A 20,038-nucleotide genomic window follows, 5' to 3' on the forward strand; every position below is an offset into this window, starting at 1 on the left:
GTGGTCTCCGGGCCGCCGAAGATCTCGACGTGCCCCGCCCCGGCCTCGCGCAGCGCGGTCGCCAGGTATTCGAAGTATTCGACGTGCCCGCCCTGATACGAACTGACGGCCACGCCCTGGACGTCCTCGGTCAGCACCGCGTCGACCACCTCGTGGACCGCGCGGTTGTGCCCCAGATGGATCACCTCGGCCCCCTGTGACTGCAGGATGCGCCGCATGATGTTGATCGCCGCATCGTGGCCGTCGAACAGGGCCGCGGAGGTGACGAAACGGACGGGATGGACCGGAACGTGCAGGTCGGCCATGTAATCCTCCACCAGAGGCCGGCGTGGGACCGCCGGGCGCCTACGCTTGGCGTCCCGATAGTAGGACGTCAAATCAACTGTACTGTGATGCGGACCACGGCGCCATCGGTGGCTTAAATCACATGACTTCCAATACTTGGATGTCCAACTATAGGATGGCCGCGTACTGCGTCGGCTCCGGCGTGGCAGGCATCGACCGCATCGAGAACAGGACTGGCATGGTTCGCGAACTCACTCATTTCATCGGCGGGCAGCGGGTGGCCGGGACCTCCGGTAACTTCGGCGACGTCTACGACCCCAGCACCGGGCAGGTCCAGGCGCGGGTGCCGCTGGCCAGTGTGTCCGAGGTCGAGGCGGCGATCGCGAATGCGGCCGAGGCGCAGCGCGCATGGGCCGCGTTCAATCCGCAGAAGCGGGCCCGGGTGCTGATGAAGTTCGTCGCCCTGGTCCAGGACGAGATGGATTCGCTGGCCGCGCTGCTGTCGAGCGAACACGGCAAGACCATCCCGGACGCCAAGGGCGATATCCAGCGCGGCCTCGAGGTGATCGAATTCGCGATCGGCATCCCGCATCTGCTCAAGGGGGAGTACACCGAGAGCGCGGGCACCGGGATCGACGTCTATTCGATGCGGCAGCCGCTCGGTGTGGTCGCCGGCATCACCCCCTTCAACTTCCCGGCCATGATTCCGCTGTGGAAGGCCGGACCGGCGCTGGCCTGCGGTAACGCCTTCCTGCTCAAGCCGTCCGAGCGCGACCCCTCGGTGCCGCTGCGGCTGGCCGAATTGTTCCTCGAGGCCGGGCTGCCGGCCGGTGTGTTCAACGTCGTCAACGGCGACAAACAGGCCGTCGACACGCTGCTGAACGACGAGCGGATCAAGGCCGTCGGCTTCGTCGGCTCCACTCCGATCGCGCAGTACATCTACGAGACCGCCACCGCGAACGGTAAGCGCGCCCAGTGCTTCGGCGGCGCCAAGAACCACGCGATCGTCATGCCGGACGCCGACCTCGACGACGTCGCCGACCAGCTGATCGGCGCCGGTTACGGCTCGGCGGGCGAACGCTGCATGGCCATCTCGGTGGCGGTGCCGGTCGGCGAGGAGACCGCGGATCGCTTGCGCGCCAAGCTCGTCGAGCGCATCGGCAAGCTGAACGTCGGCCGCTCCGACGATCCGGGCGCGGACTTCGGCCCGCTGGTCGGCCGCGACGGTGTGGACCGCGTGAACAACTACGCGCAGATCGGTGTCGACGAGGGCGCCGAGCTCGTGGTCGACGGCCGGGGACTGAAGGTCGCGGGCGCCGAGGACGGATTCTTCGTCGGCGCGACGCTGTTCGACCGCGTCACCCCCGAGATGCGGATCTACAAGGAGGAGATCTTCGGCCCGGTGGTCGCGATCGTGCGCGCCGCCGACTACGAGGAGGCGCTGCGCCTGCCGAGCGAGCACGAATTCGGCAACGGCGTCGCGATCTTCACCCGCGACGGCGACACCGCCCGCGACTTCGCCGCGCGCGTGCAGGTCGGCATGGTCGGCGTCAACGTCCCGATTCCGGTGCCGATCGCGTATCACACCTTCGGCGGCTGGAAGGCGTCCGGCTTCGGCGACCTGAACCAGCACGGTCCCGACTCGATCCGCTTCTACACCAAGACCAAGACGGTCACCCAGCGCTGGCCGCAGGGCCTGCGGACCGAACCGGCCGCGGGGGCCGGTGCCGATCACTTCGTCATCCCGACGATGGACTGAGGCGATGTTCGTACTCGACGAGGACGAACAGGCGATCGTGGATACCGCGCGGAGTTTCGCCGACGAGCTGCTCGCCCCGAACGCCTTGGAATGGGACGAGCACAAACACTTTCCGATCGATGTACTGCGCAAGGCCGGCTCGCTGGGCATGGGCGGCATCTACGTCGGTGAGGATGTCGGTGGGTCCGGATTGCGCCGCGTGGACGCGGTGCGGATCTTCGAACAGCTCGCCACCGGCTGCCCGGCGATCGCGGCCTACATCTCCATCCACAACATGGCCGCGTGGATGGTCGACAGCTACGGCACCGAGGCCCAGCGCAACCGCTGGCTACCGGGACTGACCTCGATGGATCTGCTGGCCAGCTATGCGCTCACCGAACCGGGCGTCGGTTCGGACGCGGCGGCCCTGAGCACCAGGGCCGTTCGCGACGGCGACGACTATCTGCTCACCGGGGTCAAGCAGTTCATCTCCGGTGCGGGCAGCACCGATGTGTACGTGCTGATGGCGCGGACCGACGACGCCGGCGCTCGCGGCATCTCGGCGTTCATCGTGCCCGCGGATACGCCCGGACTCTCCTTCGGCGCCAACGAGAAGAAGATGGGCTGGAACGCTCAGCCGACCCGGCAGGTCATCCTCGACGAGGCCCGGGTGCCGGCCGCGAATCTGCTCGGCGGTGAGGGCAACGGCTTCCGGATCGCGATGAACGGCCTCAACGGCGGCCGGCTCAACATCGCGGCCTGCTCCCTCGGCGGCGGCCAGACCGCGCTGGACCGGACCGTGGCATATATGGCCCAGCGCAAGGCATTCGGGGCCCGGCTGCTCGACAACGCGGCACTGCAATTCGACCTCGCCGATATGCGCACCTCGCTGGAGGCGGCGCGGACCCTGCTGTGGCGGGCGGCGGCCGCCCTCGACGCCGACGCCGCCGACAAGGTGGAGTTGTGCGCGATGGCCAAGCGCTTCGCCACCGATGCCGGATTCGAGGTGGCCAACAAGGCCCTGCAATTGCACGGCGGCTACGGCTATCTGGCCGAGTACGGAATCGAGAAGATCGTGCGCGACCTGCGCGTGCACCAGATTCTCGAGGGAACCAACGAGATCATGCGGGTCGTGGTGGCCCGCTCGGTAGTCGGCGCGGCATGAGCGGTCAGCGCCCGGAGGAGGCAGCGTGCGTAACCACGGAGGGCGCCCGCTCATGCCGAGTGGATACAGCGTGAGGAAAGACATGACCGAAGCAGAAGTATTGTTCGACAAGCGCGACGGCGTCGGCCTGATCACGCTCAACCGGCCCAAGGCCATCAACGCGCTCAATCATCCGATGGCGCAGGCGATTCTGTCGACCCTGCGCGAGTGGGCCGTCGACGACGAGGTCCGCACGGTAGTGCTGACCGGTGCCGGGGAACGCGGGCTGTGCGCGGGCGGCGATATCGTCGCCATCCACACCGACGCGAAGAACGCTGTAGCGCACGGCGTTTCGCGCCACGACAGCGCCGATTCGCCGAGCGGCCGGTTCTGGCGCGACGAGTACATTCTCAACGCCTTGATCGGCAACTACCCGAAACCGTATGTGGCCGTGATGGACGGCATCGTGATGGGTGGCGGCGTGGGACTGTCCGCCCACGGCAATCGCCGCATCGTGACCGAGCGGTCGATGGTCGGCATGCCCGAGACCGGTATCGGTTTCATCCCCGATGTGGGCGGTACGTATCTGCTGGCGCGCACACCGGGTGAACTGGGCACCCACGTCGCCCTGACCACCGCGCGCATGGGCGCCGGAGACGCGATCGCGGCCGGGTTCGCCGACTATTTCGTTCCCGCCGAACGCATTCCGGATCTGCTGGCCGAACTGCGCCGCACCGATGCCGACGCCGCGATCGCCGCGTTCGCGCAACCCGCACCGGTGTCGGATCTGGCCGCGCAGCGGTCGTGGATCGACGCCTGCTACAGCGCCGACACCGTCGAGGAGATCGTCGCGCGACTGCAGCGCCACGACGCCCCCGAGGCGGCCAAGGCGGCCGGCGACGTGCTGGCGAAATCACCGGTGGCGCTGAAGGTGACGTTGCGCTCGCTGCGCAACGCCCGCCGGGCGGCGAACCTGGAACAGGCGCTCGACGAGGAGTACCGGGTCTCGGTGGCCGCGTTGACCACCCACGACCTGGTCGAGGGCATCCGCGCGCAGGTGGTCGACAAGGACCGCAACCCGCAGTGGTCGCCCGCGACCCTCGCCGAGGTGTCGGATGCGCTGGTGGACAGCTATTTCGCCGGTCTGGGCGACCGGGAACTCGGACTGAGCGGAGCACAGGAGTGACGAACATGACGAACGTGGCCTTCCTGGGCCTCGGGCATATGGGCGGCCCGATGGCGGCGAATCTGGTGCGTGCCGGATATCAGGTCCTGGCCTACGACCCGGTGCCGGCCGCGCAGGAACAGGCCCGCGCCGATGGAGCGGAGGTCTTCGACACCGCCGCGGCGGCCGTGGCCGAGGCCGAGATCGTCATCACCATGCTGCCCAACGGGCGCATCGTGCTCGACGTCTACGACGCTGTGCTGCCGTCCGCCGAACCCGGCACCCTGTTCATCGACTGCTCCACCATCGACGTCGCCGACGCCAAGCGAGCCGCGGAAGTCGTTGTGGCAGCGGGACATCGGGCATTGGACGCGCCGGTGTCCGGTGGCGTGGGCGGCGCCACGGCCGGCACGTTGACCTTCATGGTCGGCGGTGCGGCCGAGGATTTCGCCGCGGCACAGCCGGTGCTGGACGTGATGGGCGGCAAGGTCGTGCACTGCGGCGGCGCGGGCGTGGGCCAGGCCGCCAAGATCTGCAACAACATGATGCTGGGCATCTCGATGATCGGGCTGTCCGAGGCGATCGTGCTGGGCGAAAAGCTGGGCCTCACCCACGACAAGTTCTACGACGTGGTCTCCACCGCCTCGGGCCAGTGCTGGTCGCTGACCACCTATTGCCCGGTGCCCGGCCCGGTGCCGACCAGCCCGGCCAACAACGAGTACCGGCCCGGATTCGCCACCGCGTTGATGAACAAGGACCTGGGCCTGGCCGCGAATGCCCTGCGCGACAACGATGTCGAGGGACGGTTCGGTCTGCTCGCGGCCGAGATCTACGAGCAGTTCAACCGGTCGGCGGGGGACCTGGACTTCTCCGCTATCGTCACCGATATTCGCCGCCGTTCCGGCGCGAAGCCGGGCCAGGATTCCGGCGAGTAGCCGAGAAAGGGAAACAGTGACCGACTTCGAAACCATTCTGCTGGAGCGCACCGGACGCGTCGCGGTGATCACCCTGAATCGGCCGAAGGCACTCAACGCGTTGAATACGCAGGTGCTCACCGATATCACCGCCGCACTCGACGAGGTGGAGGCCGATGCCGGCGTCGGCGCCGTGGTGCTGACCGGTTCGGAGAAGGCGTTCGCCGCCGGCGCCGATATCAAGGAGATGCAGTCCAAGTCCTATATGGACATGTTCCTCGCCGATTTCTTCCAGGGCTGGGACCGGGTCGGCGCGTTCCGCAAGCCGATCATCGCGGCGGTGGCCGGATACGCCCTCGGCGGCGGCTGCGAGCTGGCGATGATGTGCGACATCCTGATCGCCGCCGACACCGCGAAGTTCGGGCAGCCGGAAATCAAGCTGGGTGTGATTCCCGGTATGGGTGGTTCCCAGCGCCTGACCCGCGCGGTCGGCAAGGCCAAGGCCATGGACCTGATTCTCACCGGCCGCAATATGGGCGCCGAGGAGGCCGAACGCGCCGGACTGGTGGCCCGCGTCGTACCGGCGGCGGAACTGCTGTCCACCGCCCGGGAGGTCGCCGAGACCATCGCCGGAATGTCGCTGCCGTCGGTGATGATCGCCAAGGAGGCGGTGAACCGCTCCTACGAAAGCACCCTCGCCGAGGGCCTGCGTTTCGAGCGCCGGGTATTCCACTCGCTGTTCGCCACCGAGGATCAGACCGAGGGCATGACCGCCTTCGTGGAGAAGCGCGCGGCGAACTTCGAACATCGCTGAGCGGTCTCATCACCGAGCACCGCTCGTAGTCGACGGCCCGGTCGCCGCCGCCGTGTTCGCCGATCCGGCGAGTACGTGCCGGCGGGGACCGGGCCGATCTCGTCGCCGCCGCTGCTCCGCCCGAGCCGGAACCTGCACCGAGACGATCACGCCGAACGGCATCGCGATCAGGTCCCTGCCGCTTCGGCGATGCGCCGGTCCTTGCAGTGCCGGATAGCGGTCGGGTCCACGCCCGCCCCGAGGAGCGGTCGCGCGCCCGGGAATTCCCGTACGCTCATCGGCGTGAGATGGGTAGTCGCCGCGGTCACGGTGGCCACCGCTGTGGTGGTGGCGGGATGCGGCGCGTCCGGGCCCACACCGGCCGCGACGAGCCCGGCCCCGGCGCCGGTCTCCGCGCAGGCGTTGGCGGTCGCCGAATGCGGGTCCGCCACCGACGCCGATATCGTTGCGGCAACCGGGATTTCCGGCATACAGCAGATGTCGGCCAATCCGCTGCGCTGCCGCTGGGAGGCAGCCGCGGGCGCCGTGACCTTCGAATGGTTCCGCACCAGCCCGATCGCCGCGCATACCGCGACGGACCCGGCGGCCCAGGTGTCGCCGTTGCGGATCGGCGACCATACCGGCCGGCTCTTCTCCGCACCGCAGTGGTGTGAGGCCGCCGTCGACTCCGGTGCCGGGGATTTCGTCGACTGGCGTGCCGACGAGCCGCAACAGACTGCGGCACAAGCCTGTTCGGCGGTGCGGCAGCTGGCCGCGGCGACCTTGGCTGAGGCGGGGTGAGGACGATGCGCGGAGCGCGCCGTCTCGTCGTCGCGGTGGCCTTGATCGCCGCTGCGGCCGGATGTTCCTCCGGTCCGACGCCCGCGCAGCGGCCGGTGCAGGCCGAGGACGAGTTACTGCAGGGCTGCGGTCCGGAAACCGATGCCGAGATCGCGAATCTGGTGCACGCCACCGCCGTTCACCGCGAGGGCGGTCCGACCATCTGTGCCTGGGAGGGCACGTACGCCGACGGCGGGATCGTCGATATCACCTACGCCTGGTTCGCCCAGGACTCGCTGCTGCGCGACGGCCAGGTCGCCGCGGCGCTCGGCTACCGCACCAAGCATCTGGTGGTCGGCAGTTTCGGCGGCTTGATCTGGCACGACCCGCGCGATCCGGGCAGCTGCGGGGTGTCTGCGGCCGATTCCGGGACCGTCACCTACTGGGTGCAGAACCGCTCCCGCCTCGCCACGCCGGACCCGTGCGCCGCGGCGACGGACGCCGAGAAGGCCACCGTCAAGCTCGACGGATGACGTGCGGCATCACTTGCCGGGCGCGGGTTCGGAACTGCTGCCCGCCACCTCGACCGGCCGGGTCGGTGTGCCGTCGTGCGCCGGAGGCGCCGCATCGTGCCCGGTGACCAGCAAACCGGTGACCGTGGCACCGAGCGTCGCGGTTACCGCCAGCGCCGCGACCACCTTGCGCCGCGATACCGCCGGTCGCGAATTCGGCGTCGCCGAACCGCACTGCGGCGGCGCGAACCGGATGCCGCGTACCCGCCGCACGGCCGGTTGTTCGGTCGCCATCAGCACCGCCCCGCGCGCGGAGACGAAATCCGGCTCCGGATCGTAGATCACCGGCAGATCCAGTAGCCGTTCGAGCGAATCCCGGATACTCGGACTGCGCGTACAGCCGCCCAGCAGTGCGATCGCCTGCGGCGTGACCCCGGTTTCCTCGATCAATCGCCGCACATACGACACCGAATGATGGATTCCGGCCGCGACCAGATCGTGGAAGTCGCTGCGCGTCACGACGATTCGCGAGCCCGAGCGGGGGTCGCTGACCGTCACCACCCGGGTCGCGCTGAGCTGTTCCTTGTAGTCGCGCCCGGTGGCATTGTCGATCTCGACACCGCCGTGCGCGAGATGCCAGCGCAGCAGGGCGTCGTGGCCGTCGCCGCCCAGCAGGGTGCTGCGCGTCCCGGCCAGGATGGCCTGGGTGCGGCAATCGGCCTCGGTGAGGGTGAGTCCCGACGTGCCGAGGTCGTAGAGCAGCACCGCGCCCTCGTCGGGCAATTGCCCGCTGAACCGCAGATAGCGCAGCTGGGCCGGCGGTTCGTCGATGATGGTGAGCCGGCTGCGTCCGGCCGCGGCCCGGATGGCCTCGGCGTGCAGGGCGCAGCGTGAGGTGACGGCGATGCCGGTGACGAATTCGTCGCGGTCGGCTGCGGAGGCCCGCATCGCGTCGATGGCCTGGAAGACCGGCTCCTCGACCCCGGCTCCCGCGCGACGAGCGACCACGCAGCGATCGATCGGCGGCAGATGGGGCTGATCGGAGTGGGTGAGCATGGCGCGCGCGCCACCAGCGCCCGCCGACACGCCCAGGACCAGCACCATGGCGTCCATGGTGAACCTTTCGGCCGCCGATGGGAAGGCAGCGCCCCGGGATGTCGCTGCCGGAATGCCGGCAACCCGGTGGTCAGGCCCAGCGAGTCGGTGTGTCGCCGCTGTCGAAGTCCCCCGCCTCGCGCCGGAATTCCGCCAGCAACTGCAGCAGCAGGTGGAGACGCTCCGGGGGCAGCCCCGGCCGGGCGAAGACCTTCTCGTTCAACTCCCGGGTGGCCGCCGCCGCCAGATCGCGCCCGGCGGCCGTGATCTCGATCAGGGTTGCCCGGCGGTCGCTGGGGTGTGGTACTCGTTTGACCAGTTGGGCGGCTTCGAGCCGATCGACGGTATTGGTGACACTCGTCGGGTGAACCTGCAGCCGGGCGCTGGCCGTCGCCATCGGCAGGGCCCCGGTCTTGCTGAAGCTGAGCAGCGTCAGCAGTTCGTAGCGGGAGAACGTCAGTCCCGACGGGCGCAGTGCCTCGTCGACCCGGGCCATCACGATCTGCTGGGCACGCACCAGGGAGGTCACCGCCGCCATCCCGTCGGCGACATCGCCCCAGCCGTGCGAGGTCCACTGGCGGTGGGCCTCTTCGATGGGGTCCAGCGGAAGCGGGCGAGGTGCGGCCATACCGCCGAGTGTATTTGCCCGTCCGCTCCCACGCTGCGGTCCGGAGTCGCCGAATCGGTAATTCAGGACAGTCCCGAAAGATCACCGAGGACAACGTGGTTGCGATCGGCGGTGCTGCCCAGTGTGTATTCGGGCATCAACCCGAGATATTCGGCCCGGCTGCGGGTGCTCCACCGCCGCGCGTCCGGGGTGCGGGTCTTGTAGAAATTGACCATGTAGCCGCCCTCGTAGAGGCGCAGCAGGGTGTAGCCGCCCGGATACTCCTTCACCGCGCCCACTTCCAGAAATTCCACCCGGAGCGGGATGTCGGGCCGGGTGCGGCGATTGCGGTGGGTATGGCCCGCATGGTGGAAGAACACCCCGGGCGTCGCTTGATACAGCTGCTGCAGGGTGAGCGCGTCCGATCGATTCAGCACGAAATTCGGCCCGGCGAGATTGGTCAGGCCCGATTCCGCGGTGACCGGATGATGTCCGAAGACGACCGTCGGCCGATCGGGGTCGCGGTTCAGTGATTCCCGCAGGCGATCGAATTGCCCGGGACCGATACTGCCCCCGGATCCGTCGAGTTCGGTGGTGTCGAGCCCGATCAGCCGCAACCCGCCGAGCCGGTGCTCGCTGAATTGTTCCGGGGGAAGGAAGGATTCGCCCCAGCAGTCGTGGTGATCGGCGGTCACCGCCGGGCAGGCGGCGTAGTCGGCGCCGGTATGCGGCCGGTCGTGATTGCCGCGCGCGGCGAACCAGTCCCGTCCCTCGATTCCCCAGGCGTCCAGCCGGTTTCGTACGGTCCGGGTCTGCTCGGGAGTAGCTTCCGCGGTCAGATCACCGGCCAGGATCAGATGGTCGGCGCCGCGATCCGGTAGGCGTAGATCGTCGAGCAACGCCCCCAGCATCACCTCGGGGTAGGGCGGCAGTCCCGGTTCCTGCCGCACACCCGGTGGCAGGTCGGCGGCGATGATGCCGCTGGTCTCCTCACCGATGTGCACGTCGTTGCAGAGAGCGAGGGTGCGCAGCAGCCGGCCCGGGGGAGCGACCAGAGTGGTGAATTCGCCGGTGCATTCGGGTGCGTCCGGCAGATGGGTGACCAGCTCCGGCGCCGGTACCGCCCGCACGCCGTCCGACCATGCCTCGAATCGATACCGCCGCCCCGGTTCCAGACCGTCGATCTGCGCGTAGTGATACGGCGTCCGATCGGCGCCCGCCACGGCAACCGTCCGGGCGGGGCCGGTGGAATCCGCGGGAGCCAACCGGATTTCGGTGCCCGCATCGACCGGTACCGGGGCTCCCGACGCATCGACGCCGAGGGTCGTCCAGGTGATGATCGCAGACGTGTCGGTGATCGTGACCACCTCGAGATCGGTCGCGCGCAGTGAATCAGCCTGGGCCCGAGCCGAACCCGGGAGTACGAGCGGTGCGGCGGCCGCCGCGGCCAGAGCCGCGAGCAGCCGGCGGCGATTCGGCCCGCAGCAGGTCATCGTCGCTCCCTCGGAGGTGGTCGGTTCCGATCCGAAGCCGACCCTACCCAGATCGGCGCCATACCGCGTTTCGTGTCGCTAACCCACGCGGTAGGTTGGCTAGCCGGTCGCCTCGGCGCAATTTCCGATCGGAAGGACGGTCCATGGCAACGGCGCAGCAGCACGAACGCACCCGATGGAAACTCGTGCTCGGCGTGGTGGCGCTGGCCGCCTCGGCGCTGGTCACCGCCTGTTCGGCGTCGTCGGACGCGCCGGAGATCGTGGTCTACAACGCACACGATCAACGCCTGACCCGGCAGTGGGCCGACCTTTTCACCGAGCAGACCGGAATCCGGGTGACGCTGCGCGACGGCGCCGATGCCGAAGTCGCCGACCAGGTGCTGGCCGAGGGGGATCGATCGCCCGCCGATGTGGTTGTCACCGAGAATTCGCCGGCCATGGCCCGGATCGAACGCGCCGGGCTGTTCGCCGACCTCGATCCCGCCACCCTCGCGCAGGTGCCGGAACGGTTCCGCCCGAATTCGGGTCACTGGACCGGAATCGCCGCGCGTGCAACCGCTTTCGTTGTCCATCCGGCCGAGATTCCGCCCGCCGAGCTGCTGGACCTGCAACAGCCACAGTGGCACGGCCGCTGGACCACGGATTCGCACGGCGCGGATTTCCAGGCGATCGTCGCGGCGCTGCTGGAACTCGACGGCGAGAACGCCACGCGCGCGTGGCTGCGCGGGGTGAAGGACAACGCGTCCGTCGCGCCGAACGGTTTCGCCGCACTGAAATCCGTCGGCGCGGGCGGAGTCGGCGGCGCGCTGGTCTTCGCCACCGACTGGTACCGCGCGCAGCTCGCGCCCGAGCGGATCACCGGTCCCTCGGTGCCGCATTATTTCCGCGGCGGCGATCCGGGCGGATACCTCTCGCTGTCCGGTGCGGGCGTGCTGAAATCGAGCCGGCACGCCGCCGACGCGCAGCGTTTCGTGCGATTCGTGACGGCCGCGGCCGGTCAGGGTCTGCTCAGCGGCGGGGCGGCCATGGAGTATCCGGTGGCCCCCGGCGTACCCGCCGACCCGGCGCTGCCGCCGCTGGATTCACTGGACCCGCCGCGCGTGAATCCGAGCGACCTCGACCCGGTGAGGGTCGAGGCGCTGATGCGCGAGGCGGGGCTGCTCTGATCCGCTACGAGGCGGTCAGGTCGTAGCGGTACCTGCTGGTAGGGATGACGTCGAGGTCGCGATCGGCGCCGAAGGTCGCGACGCTGGCCATCATGCGACCGGCGCGGCGCTGCAACTCCGCGTCGTCACCACCGCTGCCCCAGAACGCGTGCTGGTCGGTCATCGCATCCATCGGGAACAGTTCCTCGACCAGCGCGTCCACCCGCGGCCCCGGAGTCACCGCGGCGACCACCGTGTTCTGCACATAACCGAAGGTGGCCTGGGTTTCGATCGCCACTGTCGTATGGCGATCCTGCCAGTTGTGCAGCCATTCGGCGCGGCTCAGTTCCTTCGGAATTCGCAGCAGCGCGATATTGGCCAGTGCGTCGTAGCGGGTTCCGTCCGGGGGCCGCGCGGTGGTGAGCGGTTCGCGTTCTTCCACGATCCAGCCGTTGATCCGCTCGGCGACGCCGCTGAGCACATCGGTGATCGGCCCGTTCTGCCCTTCGCTCCAGACGGCGACGATCGCGGCGACCGGTTCGTCGTAGCTGCTCACCCGCAGTTGTGCGGCGGCGACGTCGGCATCGCCGATGTTGACCTGCAGTTCGGTCGCCCCCGCGGCGGCCAGCCGCCGGTGGAAATCCGGCGCGTGGAGGATATCCGCGAGATCCGGCCCCCAGAGGGCGTACATCAATTTCATGCCGGATCCTTTCGGGGAACTGCGTTCGGCTGCGACGACGGTAATTCCGTCTACCGCGCGACACTCGCGATTCGCCGAACCCGGTCCCGCTCACCGGGACCGAATCGGATGCCGGATCGCCGCGCATGTGCGACGGTCCGGACGGGTCGGTCGCCTACAGTGAGAGCGACATTCATCCGGTGAGAGGAGACCAGGTGCGCCGCATACTGTTCGCGATGACGCTGTGTGCCGCTGTACTGCCCGCGCTCGCCTGCTCCGCCGAGGCCGACCGCGCACCGGCGGGTACATCGGCGCCCGCGTCCGCGCCCGCGGCTGCCGACCACGGCACCAACGGCACGATCGAGGTGGTGGCCACCCACGGTCCCGAGAAGTACGCCGCCGCCGGCCTCGCCGCGGGCATCACCACCTGTCAGGCCGGTTCGGTGCTGGCGACCCTGACCACCGGCCGCGACGGCAAGGCCCACCAGGATGTCGCCGCCGACTGCTATCAGGTGCAGGTGACGTCGGTGCCGATGGGATGCCGGTTGGCCACCGACACCGCCGAGAAGGTCGATGTGGTGGCCGGCCGGACCGCGACGGCGGAGTTCGGATTGGCCTGCGCCTGAGCGCATGTCACCGGTTGGCGAGTTCGGCGAGCCGGTAGGCCAGCGTCGCGCGCACCGCCGGAACGCGGGTGACGAGGCGGATCGCGGTATTGCGCAGCAGGCGGGCCGGGCGCGGGCGCAGGGTAGCCATCCGGGTCATGCGATCGGTGAAGGCGACCACGTCCAGCGCGACCGGGCGGCGGGTGCGCTCGTACTCGTCGAGCAGCGTGTCGGGTTCACCGCGCAGGACCCGGGCCAGCAGCGTGCCCAGTAGCGCGGCGTCCTGAATGCCGGTGTTCATTCCCTGCCCGCCGGCGGGGCTGTGCACGTGTGCGGCGTCTCCGGCCAGCAGAATCCGCCCGGCGCGGTACCGGTCGGCCACGCGGTGATGTACGCGGAAACGCGAGCTCCACAACACCTCTCGCACCGTGGCGCCGGGGCAGCGGGCATCGAGCAGCGCCTGCACTTGCGCGCGGGTGGGCTGTTCGGGTGCTTCGGCGACGGTGGCGACGATGCGGAAACGATCGTGCTCGGGGTCCGGCAGCGGCGCGACGACGGTGATGCCCTCCGGTGAGACGTGCAGCGATACTTCGTCGCGGGGCGCGGGCCAGTCCATCCGCACATCCGCGAGGACGAACGATTCCGGATAGGTGGCGCCGGTGAATCCGATTCCCGCCGCCTCGCGGACCCGGCTGTGCATCCCGTCCGCCCCGATGACGTAGCCGGCCCGGATCGACCCGGATTCCCCTGCGGCATCGGTGAATTCGACGGTGACCGCCTCCTCGCCCGGCATTACCGCGGTGACCTCGACGGGCCGCAGAACCGTTCCGCCCGCCCGCTGCAGCCGGTCGAGCAGGACCGCCTCGGTCGTCTCCTGGCCGATCATCAGCGTGTAGGGGAACGGTGTGGGGAGCCCGGAGAAATCGATGGTGGTCAGCCGATCGGTGCCTTCGTACATGACGAAGCGCGGTACCTCCAGGCCGCGATCGTGCAGGTCCGCGGCGATGCCGAATCCGTCGAGGACCTCCAAGGTCCGGGCATGGACCACCGCGGCGCGGGATGTGTTCGCCCCGGCGGCCAGCCGATCCAGCAGGACCACGTCGGCGCCGGCATCGGCGAGCGCGATCGCGGCGGTCAGCCCGGCGGGCCCGGCGCCGACGATGACGACCGCGGCGGTGGCGGGAACGGTGCTGTTCATGGCTACTCCCTCAGTTTGCCAACCTGTGTTGGCCAACGACTGTTGACTTAAGAATAAGGTCGCGGCCGCTGGAAAGTCAACAGTTGTTGGCCTACGGTTGTGGGCATGAGTGAGGAAACTGCGCCGCGCCGCTCGGACGTCACCCGCGCGGCGATTCTGGAGGCGGCTCGCCGGCATTTCGCCCGCGAGGGATTCGCCAAGGCGACCATTCGGGCCATCGCCGCCGACGCCGGCATCGATCCGTCGATGGTGATGCGGTACTACGGCAACAAGGATGGCCTGTTCGACGCGGCGCTCGACGTCGATCTCGGCCTCCCGGATCTGGCGGCGGTGGCCGAGGACGAGTTGGGTGAGACGGTCGCGCGACGGTTCCTGGAACTCTGGGAGACGCCACCGAGTAACGAACTGCTGCTGACCCTGCTGCGTTCGTCGGTGTCGGACGAGGCTGTGGCGCAACGGTTTCAACGCGTCTTCGCCGAACAGCTGATGCCGATGGTAACCCGGGTCGGTGATCCCGCGGACGCGCCGCGGCGAGCCGGATTGGTGGTCTCGCAGATTCTGGGACTGGCGGTGTGCCGCTATGTGCTGCGTCTGCCGCCCGTGGTGGCGTTGACGGCCGAGGAGATCGTCGCGGAGATCGGTGCGACGGTGCAGCGGTATCTGGTGTCGGTGCCGAAGTGAGGGTCCGAGTGGTCCGGAGGTGGACATGAAAATGCCCCGAGTCCGGCGGGCTCGGGGCATCAGGGCTGCGGCGCGGTCCTCGAGTGTCGGCGCACGGCATCTACCTCCGTTCGATCGGGTGGGCGCTGTCCTGGCCGGTCAGCTGTAGAGACGCTCGACGAATGCGCGCAGGTTCGTGCGCACCCGCTCGGCCTTCTCCTCGTCGGTCAGATCCTCGCGGTAGCGGTTGCCCAGCGCCGGACGCTTCTTGTTGCGCGCGTACAGCGAACAGGCGAGATCGGTGCACATGTAGATGCCGATCGAATTACCGCGCCGCCCGGAGTCGCCGACCTTGTGCGCGGTGAGCAGCGACACGCCGCTACCGGTATGCGTGGTCAGGCAGATCGAGCACAGCTGGGCCCGGCCGGATACGCCCGTCTCGTAGCGCAGGGCCACGCCGACCAGCCGATCGTCCTGCGGGGTCACCAGATAGGCGCGGCCCGGCATCGACCGATCGTTCCAGCCGAAGAAGTCCAGGTCGTCCCACGGTTGCGCGTCGAGATCCCGGGGGACCGGCATGCGTTTGGCCTCGCCCTTGGAACAGTTCACGAACGACGAGCGGATCTCGCGTTCGGTCAGTGGTTGCACGTGTTCACTCCCTTCCGAATGGATGAATGGAAAACGGAGCGAGGCTACGGCCACCGATCGCGGCGGGCAATCGAATATCGGCTCAGCCGGTGGTCCGCAGGCCGGCCAGGGTGACCGTGATCAGCCGTTCGGCCGCATCGGGTGATGTCTCGCACGCGACGCCGATCCCGTGGCCCAGGCGCAACAGATCGCGTGGTTCGATCTCCGGGCGGATCAACCCGGCGTCCTGGGCGGGTTGCAGGACCGAGGTCGCGGCGTCGGTGATCAGATTCGAGCACAGCGTGAAGGTCTGCGATCCGCGGTCGATGGCGGCCTTGAGGGTCACCGCCAGACTGCGTTTGTCCATCACGAACCGCACCTGGGCGCGGAACCACTGCTCCAGGGCCTCGAGCGGGGGGAGGGTTTCGGTCAGCTCGGCGGCGAGTTCGGCCAACGCCTCGATGCTCGATCGGTAGACGGCCTCGATGAGTGCGTCCCGGTTGGGAAAGTGCCGGTAGAGGGTGCCCGGCCCCACCGCGGCGCGGCGCGCGACCTCGTCGAGGGGCGCCTCGGGACCGTGTTCGGCGAACGCCTCGCGCGCGCATTCGAGTATGCGCTCGTAGTTACGCCGCGCATCCGCGCGCATCGGACGCGGCGGCGCCGCGCGCCCGGACCCCTGTGTCGACGGTGCGCTCACGATTCCTCCAGTGGAAACGGACGAACTCTCCGCTTAGTCTTGCGTAACCGGAGAACTTCTCCATATGCTATCTCCATTGGAAACGGAGACATTCTCCGTTTTAGTTCCGCATCCGATGGAGCCTCCTTGTCTACCTCCACGACCTCTACCTCCGTGCTTTTCTCGTCTGCGCAGGCCGGCGCACCGCCCGGCCGCCTGCGCTCCGGCATCGTGCTCGTCACGCTGCTGACCTGCCAGTTGATGATCGTGCTCGACATCACCGTCATGAATGTGGCGCTGCCGCGCATTCAGCACGATCTGCACTTCAGCGCCACCGGCCTGTCCTGGGTGATGAACGCCTACACGCTGGTCTTCGGTGGGCTGCTGCTGCTCGGCGGCCGGGCCGGTGACCTGTTCGGACGCCGGCGCCTGTTCATCCTCGGGACCGTGCTCTTCACCCTCGCCTCCCTCGGCGGCGGTCTGGCGCCGTCGGCCGCCTGGCTGATCGTCGCGCGCATCGTGCAGGGCCTGGGCGGCGCGATGGCCGGACCGAATACTCTCGCCCTGCTCACCACCACATTCGCCGATCCGAAGATGCGGGTCCGGGTGCTCGCCCTGTTCTCCGGAATGTCGAGTGCGGGATTCGCGATCGGGTTGATCCTGGGCGGGCTGCTGACCCAGTGGCTGAGCTGGCGCTCGGTGCTGTTCATCAACGTGCCGTTCGGACTGGTGGTGGCCCTGCTGGCGGTGCGGTATCTGCCCGACGCGCCGCGCCGTCGCGCGCACCTCGACCTCCCCGGAGCGGTGACCGCGACGGGTGCGGTGGCCGCGTTGGTCTACGGCTTCATCAGTGCCGCGGCGCACGGCTGGGACGATGTGACGACCGATGTGTCGCTCACGGTCGGCGTCGTCGCACTGGTGGCGTTCCTGCTCATCGAACGCCGCGCCGTCCAGCCGCTGCTGCCCCTGCACCTGTTCGCCGACCGCAATCGCGCCGCCGCGTACGCGAATATGTTCCTCGGCCCGATGGCGGGAACCTCGATGTTCTTCTTCCTCACCCAGTATCTGCAGGAAGTGCGGGGAATGAGCGCGCTGGCAACGGGTTTCGCCTTTCTGCCGACCGCGGTGACGATGTTCACCATGATCCGGCTGATTCCCCGCCTGCTGCCCCGTTTCGGACCCAAGCCGGTGACGCTGGTGGGGACGGCCGCGATGATCGCCGGACTGGTCCTGCTCACCCTGCTCGATACCGATACCGGTTACTTCCCGCTGCTCGCGGTGGCGACGGTCTTGATGGGATGCGGTATCGGCCTGGCATTTTCGCCGCTGAACGTGATCATCATGGCGAATGTGGCGCCTGAGGAGGCCGGTGCGGCGGGCGGTGCGCTGCAGACGCTGCAGCAGACCGGTGCGGCGCTGGGGCTGGCGGTGCTGGTCACGGTCTTCGGCACCGCTGTCCGGGCCGCGTCCGGCTCGGCCGTGCATGTGCTCGTCTCCGGCATCACGACCGCCTTCGCCGCGGCGGCGGGGATCGCGGTACTGACATTGCTTGTGGCGTCGACATTTCGGAGCGTACGGACGCAGCGGTGAGTGCCGGGACGGCGGCCCTCGGAGATGCCCCAGGGCCGCCGTCCTCGATATCCAAGATCAACTTCGGGCATATCGGACGATTCGAAACTCATTGTCGCGCAGTGACTTATCCGAGATTCGACTCACAGGAACCTTTATGATTGCCGTGCGAAACTCGTCGCGATGCTCACCTATTTCGAAGCGATGGTCATCGGCGCGGTGCAGGGTTTCACCGAGCTGTTCCCGATCTCCAGTCTCGGACATTCGGTTCTCGTGGCGGCCTGGCTGGGTGGACGCTGGGGAGCGCTGGCCGACCGGGGCGGAACCGAATCCGCCGCAACCTATTTGGCGTTCGTCGTCGCCCTGCACGTGGCGACGGCGGTCGCGCTGGTGATCTACTACCGGCGCGACTGGTGCGCGATCATCGTCGGATTCGTCGAGATGGTGCGGACACGGCGCCTGGATACCGTTCCGCAGCGGCTGGCCTGGTTGATCATCGTCGCGACCGTGCCGGTCGCGGTGCTCGGCCCGCTGCTCGAACATCCCCTGCACGATGTCTTCGCGGCTCCGTTGTGCGCCGCGGCCTTTCTGACCGTCAACGGCGTGGTGCTGGTCGTCGGCGAGGGGCTGCGTCGCCGCAACGAGCCCACCCTCGCCGAATACGGCCGTCGCTTCGCCCTGAACCAGGCGAACGGCCGAACTCGCACGGCGACAACGCTTTCCCTCCCGCAATCGGACCGCCGCTTGGCGGCCCTCGACTCCCGGGACGCGGTCGGCATCGGCCTGGCTCAGGCCGGCGCCCTCCTCACCGGCTTCAGCCGGGCCGGCCTCACCATGGTCGGCGGTCTCTGGCGCGGTCTGGAGCACGAACACGCCGCCAAATTCGCCTTCCTCCTCGCCACCCCCGCGATCTTCGGCGCCGGGATTGTCGACCTCCCGGACCTGATATCCCCACGCGCCGAGGTGATCTGGGGGCCGATCCTCGTCGGCGCGGTGGTGTCCGGTGTCACGTCGTGGTTCGCCGTGCGCTATCTCGAACGCTACTTCCAGACTCGAACCCTGTTGCCGTTCGCGGCGTACTGCGTGATCGTGGGGGTGGTGTCGATCGTTCGATTCGGGTGAGTGGCGAGCCGCTAGCGCGCCGCGGCGGGGCTGTTGTGGTACGCGGCAACCGTCCACTTGCCGTCGCGCCGGTGCAGGATCCAGGTCGCGTTGACGTACCGGTCGGCGGGGACGTCGGTTTCCCCGGCGAACAGAATCGCGGCCCTGCTGACCACCACGGCGTGGTCCGCGCCGAGGAATCGGATATCTCCGATGTCGTCGATGACGGTCGAGTTCGCGAGAACGGTCGCGAAACTGTCCGCCATACCCTGCCGGATCTCCGCCCGGCTGCGCCGATAGGTCCCCGGCATGATCGCCGTGGCGTCCTCGGCGTAGTCCGCGACGAAAGCGTCGGCGTCCCCGGCCGCCCAGGCCTTGTACTGCTCGGCCAAGATCTGCGCGATGGCGGCCGAGTCGTCGGTTCGAGTCGTGGTCATGGCATGTCCTTCGTTCGTCGGCGTGGCCCTCGTTCGGGCCGTACACCCCTCCGACGCGCGAGCATCCCCGGAATCGACAACCCGAACGGGACTGTGTGCCTACTGGCCCGACCGGACCGTCCTGAATGGGGTGTGGGAGCCGCCCCGGCAACGCGAGCGACTGAATTCTCCAGCGGTCCGGACCACAACTGCGCGCGCAGAAGGTGTGGACGAAAAAAAGCCCCTGACCAGTGCATCGCTGGTCAGGGGTCTATTTTCTGTGCCCTCGGCAGGATTCGAACCTGCGGCCTTCTGCTCCGGAGGCAGACGCTCTATCCCCTGAGCTACGAGGGCGGGGATTGGACCCGGTCGACACCAGTGGATACGTCGTCCGATCGGGCGGGGAAAGCGTATCGCATCACACGGCGTGCGCCAAAAGACAGGTCCGAGCAGGGATTGCGCGGCGGCGCGGCGTCAACGCGTCGGCATCGGCGCACCCGGCATGCCGGGAATGGCAGGGATGCCGGGGATGCCGGCCGGGAGTTCGTCCATCTGACCGGTGGGCGGGACGGCCTTCTCCTTGTCGGCGTGGTGGCGCGATTTGGGGACGAAATAGACGACCAGGGCGACGACCAAGGCGGCGATCACCACGACCGCGCCGACCAGCGCCCAGGGAACACGCCGGTGCTTCGGCGGGTTGGAATTACCGTTGTACGCCCCGCCGGGGGCGGATTTCGCGGCGGCACGAATCGCCTTGGCTGATTTCGCGCTGGTGTTCGGCATCGGCGTAGCGCTCTCTTCGGGTATGTCGGAGGGGTACGGGCGCGGCGGGCCGG

22 protein-coding genes and 1 tRNA gene are annotated in these 20,038 nt (G+C 68.6%); 12 read left to right on the forward strand and 11 right to left on the reverse strand.

What is annotated here, in order from left to right:
- A partial coding sequence (locus A5789_RS19100) for a cobalamin-dependent protein (protein WP_156773020.1) occupies positions 1-305 on the reverse strand: 305 nt, incomplete at its 3' end.
- Between the two features lie 218 nt (positions 306-523).
- Here A5789_RS19100 and A5789_RS19105 point away from each other — a divergent pair.
- From A5789_RS19105 to A5789_RS19140, 7 genes are all read left to right on the forward strand, one after another.
- Positions 524-2,044: a CoA-acylating methylmalonate-semialdehyde dehydrogenase gene (locus A5789_RS19105; RefSeq protein ID WP_064905660.1), complete on the forward strand. Its 1,521-nt coding sequence runs from the start codon at positions 524-526 to the stop codon at positions 2,042-2,044.
- A gap of 4 nt (positions 2,045-2,048) precedes the next feature.
- Positions 2,049-3,188 (forward strand): acyl-CoA dehydrogenase family protein, encoded by a 1,140-nt coding sequence (locus A5789_RS19110; protein WP_064905658.1) that lies wholly within the window; start codon positions 2,049-2,051, stop codon positions 3,186-3,188.
- An 82-nt stretch (positions 3,189-3,270) separates the two neighbouring features.
- Positions 3,271-4,353: an enoyl-CoA hydratase/isomerase family protein gene (locus A5789_RS19115; protein WP_064905656.1), complete on the forward strand. Its 1,083-nt coding sequence runs from the start codon at positions 3,271-3,273 to the stop codon at positions 4,351-4,353.
- Between the two features lie 5 nt (positions 4,354-4,358).
- Positions 4,359-5,267, forward strand: a complete 909-nt coding sequence (gene mmsB / locus A5789_RS19120; protein ID WP_082940817.1) for a 3-hydroxyisobutyrate dehydrogenase — start codon at positions 4,359-4,361, stop codon at positions 5,265-5,267.
- Between the two features lie 16 nt (positions 5,268-5,283).
- Complete coding sequence (locus tag A5789_RS19125; protein WP_064905652.1) at positions 5,284-6,060, forward strand: enoyl-CoA hydratase; 777 nt, start codon at positions 5,284-5,286, stop codon at positions 6,058-6,060.
- A 282-nt stretch (positions 6,061-6,342) separates the two neighbouring features.
- Positions 6,343-6,840 (forward strand): DUF3558 family protein, encoded by a 498-nt coding sequence (locus tag A5789_RS35710; RefSeq protein ID WP_193615521.1) that lies wholly within the window; start codon positions 6,343-6,345, stop codon positions 6,838-6,840.
- A gap of 5 nt (positions 6,841-6,845) precedes the next feature.
- Positions 6,846-7,352, forward strand: coding sequence for a DUF3558 family protein (locus A5789_RS19140; RefSeq protein ID WP_064905645.1), 507 nt, complete (start codon positions 6,846-6,848; stop codon positions 7,350-7,352).
- Positions 7,353-7,361: 9 nt separating this feature from the next.
- On the opposite strand, the gene A5789_RS36690 is transcribed toward A5789_RS19140, so the two are convergent.
- The 3 genes from A5789_RS36690 to A5789_RS19155 form a co-directional block, all read right to left on the reverse strand.
- Positions 7,362-8,444, reverse strand: a complete 1,083-nt coding sequence (locus A5789_RS36690; protein ID WP_227462900.1) for an Hsp70 family protein — start codon at positions 8,442-8,444, stop codon at positions 7,362-7,364.
- 73 nt (positions 8,445-8,517) lie between these two features.
- Entirely contained in the window at positions 8,518-9,054 is a 537-nt protein-coding gene (locus A5789_RS19150; protein ID WP_030518305.1) for a MarR family winged helix-turn-helix transcriptional regulator, read from the reverse strand.
- 62 nt (positions 9,055-9,116) lie between these two features.
- A complete protein-coding gene (locus A5789_RS19155; RefSeq protein WP_064905643.1) occupies positions 9,117-10,526 on the reverse strand; it encodes a metallophosphoesterase in 1,410 nt (469 codons plus the stop codon).
- A gap of 143 nt (positions 10,527-10,669) precedes the next feature.
- Between A5789_RS19155 and A5789_RS19160 the strand changes: the two genes are divergently transcribed.
- Positions 10,670-11,692 carry an extracellular solute-binding protein gene (locus A5789_RS19160; RefSeq protein ID WP_064905641.1) on the forward strand — a complete coding sequence of 341 codons (1,023 nt, stop codon included), beginning with the start codon at positions 10,670-10,672 and terminating at the stop codon, positions 11,690-11,692.
- A 4-nt stretch (positions 11,693-11,696) separates the two neighbouring features.
- Here the strand turns inward: A5789_RS19160 and A5789_RS19165 are convergent, their stop codons facing one another.
- Positions 11,697-12,371, reverse strand: coding sequence for a hypothetical protein (locus tag A5789_RS19165; RefSeq protein WP_063015853.1), 675 nt, complete (start codon positions 12,369-12,371; stop codon positions 11,697-11,699).
- Between the two features lie 194 nt (positions 12,372-12,565).
- Here A5789_RS19165 and A5789_RS19170 point away from each other — a divergent pair, with 194 nt between their 5' ends.
- The gene (locus A5789_RS19170; RefSeq protein ID WP_146098777.1) at positions 12,566-12,976 is read left to right on the forward strand and encodes a hypothetical protein; all 411 of its coding nucleotides are present in this window, start codon (positions 12,566-12,568) and stop codon (positions 12,974-12,976) included.
- A 7-nt stretch (positions 12,977-12,983) separates the two neighbouring features.
- Here the strand turns inward: A5789_RS19170 and A5789_RS19175 are convergent, their stop codons facing one another.
- Complete coding sequence (locus A5789_RS19175) at positions 12,984-14,153, reverse strand: NAD(P)/FAD-dependent oxidoreductase (RefSeq protein WP_064905639.1); 1,170 nt, start codon at positions 14,151-14,153, stop codon at positions 12,984-12,986.
- 105 nt (positions 14,154-14,258) lie between these two features.
- On the opposite strand from A5789_RS19175, the gene A5789_RS19180 reads away from it, so the two are divergent.
- Positions 14,259-14,834, forward strand: a complete 576-nt coding sequence (locus tag A5789_RS19180; protein WP_174555003.1) for a TetR family transcriptional regulator — start codon at positions 14,259-14,261, stop codon at positions 14,832-14,834.
- 138 nt (positions 14,835-14,972) lie between these two features.
- On the opposite strand, the gene A5789_RS19185 is transcribed toward A5789_RS19180, so the two are convergent.
- Both A5789_RS19185 and A5789_RS19190 read right to left on the reverse strand, forming a co-directional pair.
- A complete protein-coding gene (locus A5789_RS19185; protein WP_063015849.1) occupies positions 14,973-15,461 on the reverse strand; it encodes an FBP domain-containing protein in 489 nt (162 codons plus the stop codon).
- Between the two features lie 82 nt (positions 15,462-15,543).
- The gene (locus tag A5789_RS19190; protein ID WP_227462901.1) at positions 15,544-16,137 is read right to left on the reverse strand and encodes a TetR/AcrR family transcriptional regulator; all 594 of its coding nucleotides are present in this window, start codon (positions 16,135-16,137) and stop codon (positions 15,544-15,546) included.
- Between the two features lie 153 nt (positions 16,138-16,290).
- Between A5789_RS19190 and A5789_RS19195 the strand changes: the two genes are divergently transcribed.
- The gene (locus A5789_RS19195) at positions 16,291-17,706 is read left to right on the forward strand and encodes an MFS transporter (RefSeq protein ID WP_064905637.1); all 1,416 of its coding nucleotides are present in this window, start codon (positions 16,291-16,293) and stop codon (positions 17,704-17,706) included.
- Between the two features lie 162 nt (positions 17,707-17,868).
- Positions 17,869-18,807, forward strand: coding sequence for an undecaprenyl-diphosphate phosphatase (locus A5789_RS19200; RefSeq protein WP_063015846.1), 939 nt, complete (start codon positions 17,869-17,871; stop codon positions 18,805-18,807).
- Between the two features lie 11 nt (positions 18,808-18,818).
- Here the strand turns inward: A5789_RS19200 and A5789_RS19205 are convergent, their stop codons facing one another.
- From A5789_RS19205 to A5789_RS19215, 3 genes are all read right to left on the reverse strand, one after another.
- Positions 18,819-19,223, reverse strand: coding sequence for an SgcJ/EcaC family oxidoreductase (locus A5789_RS19205; RefSeq protein ID WP_063015845.1), 405 nt, complete (start codon positions 19,221-19,223; stop codon positions 18,819-18,821).
- Between the two features lie 260 nt (positions 19,224-19,483).
- Positions 19,484-19,556, reverse strand: a tRNA-Arg gene (locus A5789_RS19210).
- A gap of 120 nt (positions 19,557-19,676) precedes the next feature.
- Positions 19,677-19,985 (reverse strand): hypothetical protein, encoded by a 309-nt coding sequence (locus A5789_RS19215; protein ID WP_063015844.1) that lies wholly within the window; start codon positions 19,983-19,985, stop codon positions 19,677-19,679.
- Positions 19,986-20,038: the final 53 nt, after the last annotated feature.

The organism is Nocardia sp. 852002-51101_SCH5132738 (genome assembly GCF_001665695.1).
GTDB lineage: Bacteria > Actinomycetota > Actinomycetes > Mycobacteriales > Mycobacteriaceae > Nocardia > Nocardia nova.

Excerpts from the sequence above, each read along its gene's own strand:
- A5789_RS19200 (WP_063015846.1), top strand. The coding sequence starts at position 17,869 with ATGCTCACCTATTTCGAAGCGATGGTCATCGGCGCGGTGCAGGGTTTC.
- A5789_RS19160 (WP_064905641.1), top strand. The coding sequence starts at position 10,670 with ATGGCAACGGCGCAGCAGCACGAACGCACCCGATGGAAACTCGTGCTC.
- A5789_RS19165 (WP_063015853.1), bottom strand. The coding sequence starts at position 12,371 with ATGAAATTGATGTACGCCCTCTGGGGGCCGGATCTCGCGGATATCCTC.
- A5789_RS19105 (WP_064905660.1), top strand. The coding sequence starts at position 524 with ATGGTTCGCGAACTCACTCATTTCATCGGCGGGCAGCGGGTGGCCGGG.
- A5789_RS19140 (WP_064905645.1), top strand. The coding sequence starts at position 6,846 with ATGCGCGGAGCGCGCCGTCTCGTCGTCGCGGTGGCCTTGATCGCCGCT.
- A5789_RS19215 (WP_063015844.1), bottom strand. The coding sequence starts at position 19,985 with ATGCCGAACACCAGCGCGAAATCAGCCAAGGCGATTCGTGCCGCCGCG.
- A5789_RS19155 (WP_064905643.1), bottom strand. The coding sequence starts at position 10,526 with ATGACCTGCTGCGGGCCGAATCGCCGCCGGCTGCTCGCGGCTCTGGCC.
- A5789_RS36690 (WP_227462900.1), bottom strand. The coding sequence starts at position 8,444 with ATGGACGCCATGGTGCTGGTCCTGGGCGTGTCGGCGGGCGCTGGTGGC.
- A5789_RS19115 (WP_064905656.1), top strand. The coding sequence starts at position 3,271 with ATGACCGAAGCAGAAGTATTGTTCGACAAGCGCGACGGCGTCGGCCTG.
- A5789_RS19175 (WP_064905639.1), bottom strand. The coding sequence starts at position 14,153 with ATGAACAGCACCGTTCCCGCCACCGCCGCGGTCGTCATCGTCGGCGCC.
- A5789_RS19180 (WP_174555003.1), top strand. The coding sequence starts at position 14,259 with ATGAGTGAGGAAACTGCGCCGCGCCGCTCGGACGTCACCCGCGCGGCG.
- A5789_RS19150 (WP_030518305.1), bottom strand. The coding sequence starts at position 9,054 with ATGGCCGCACCTCGCCCGCTTCCGCTGGACCCCATCGAAGAGGCCCAC.
- A5789_RS19110 (WP_064905658.1), top strand. The coding sequence starts at position 2,049 with ATGTTCGTACTCGACGAGGACGAACAGGCGATCGTGGATACCGCGCGG.
- A5789_RS19205 (WP_063015845.1), bottom strand. The coding sequence starts at position 19,223 with ATGACCACGACTCGAACCGACGACTCGGCCGCCATCGCGCAGATCTTG.
- mmsB (WP_082940817.1), top strand. The coding sequence starts at position 4,359 with ATGACGAACGTGGCCTTCCTGGGCCTCGGGCATATGGGCGGCCCGATG.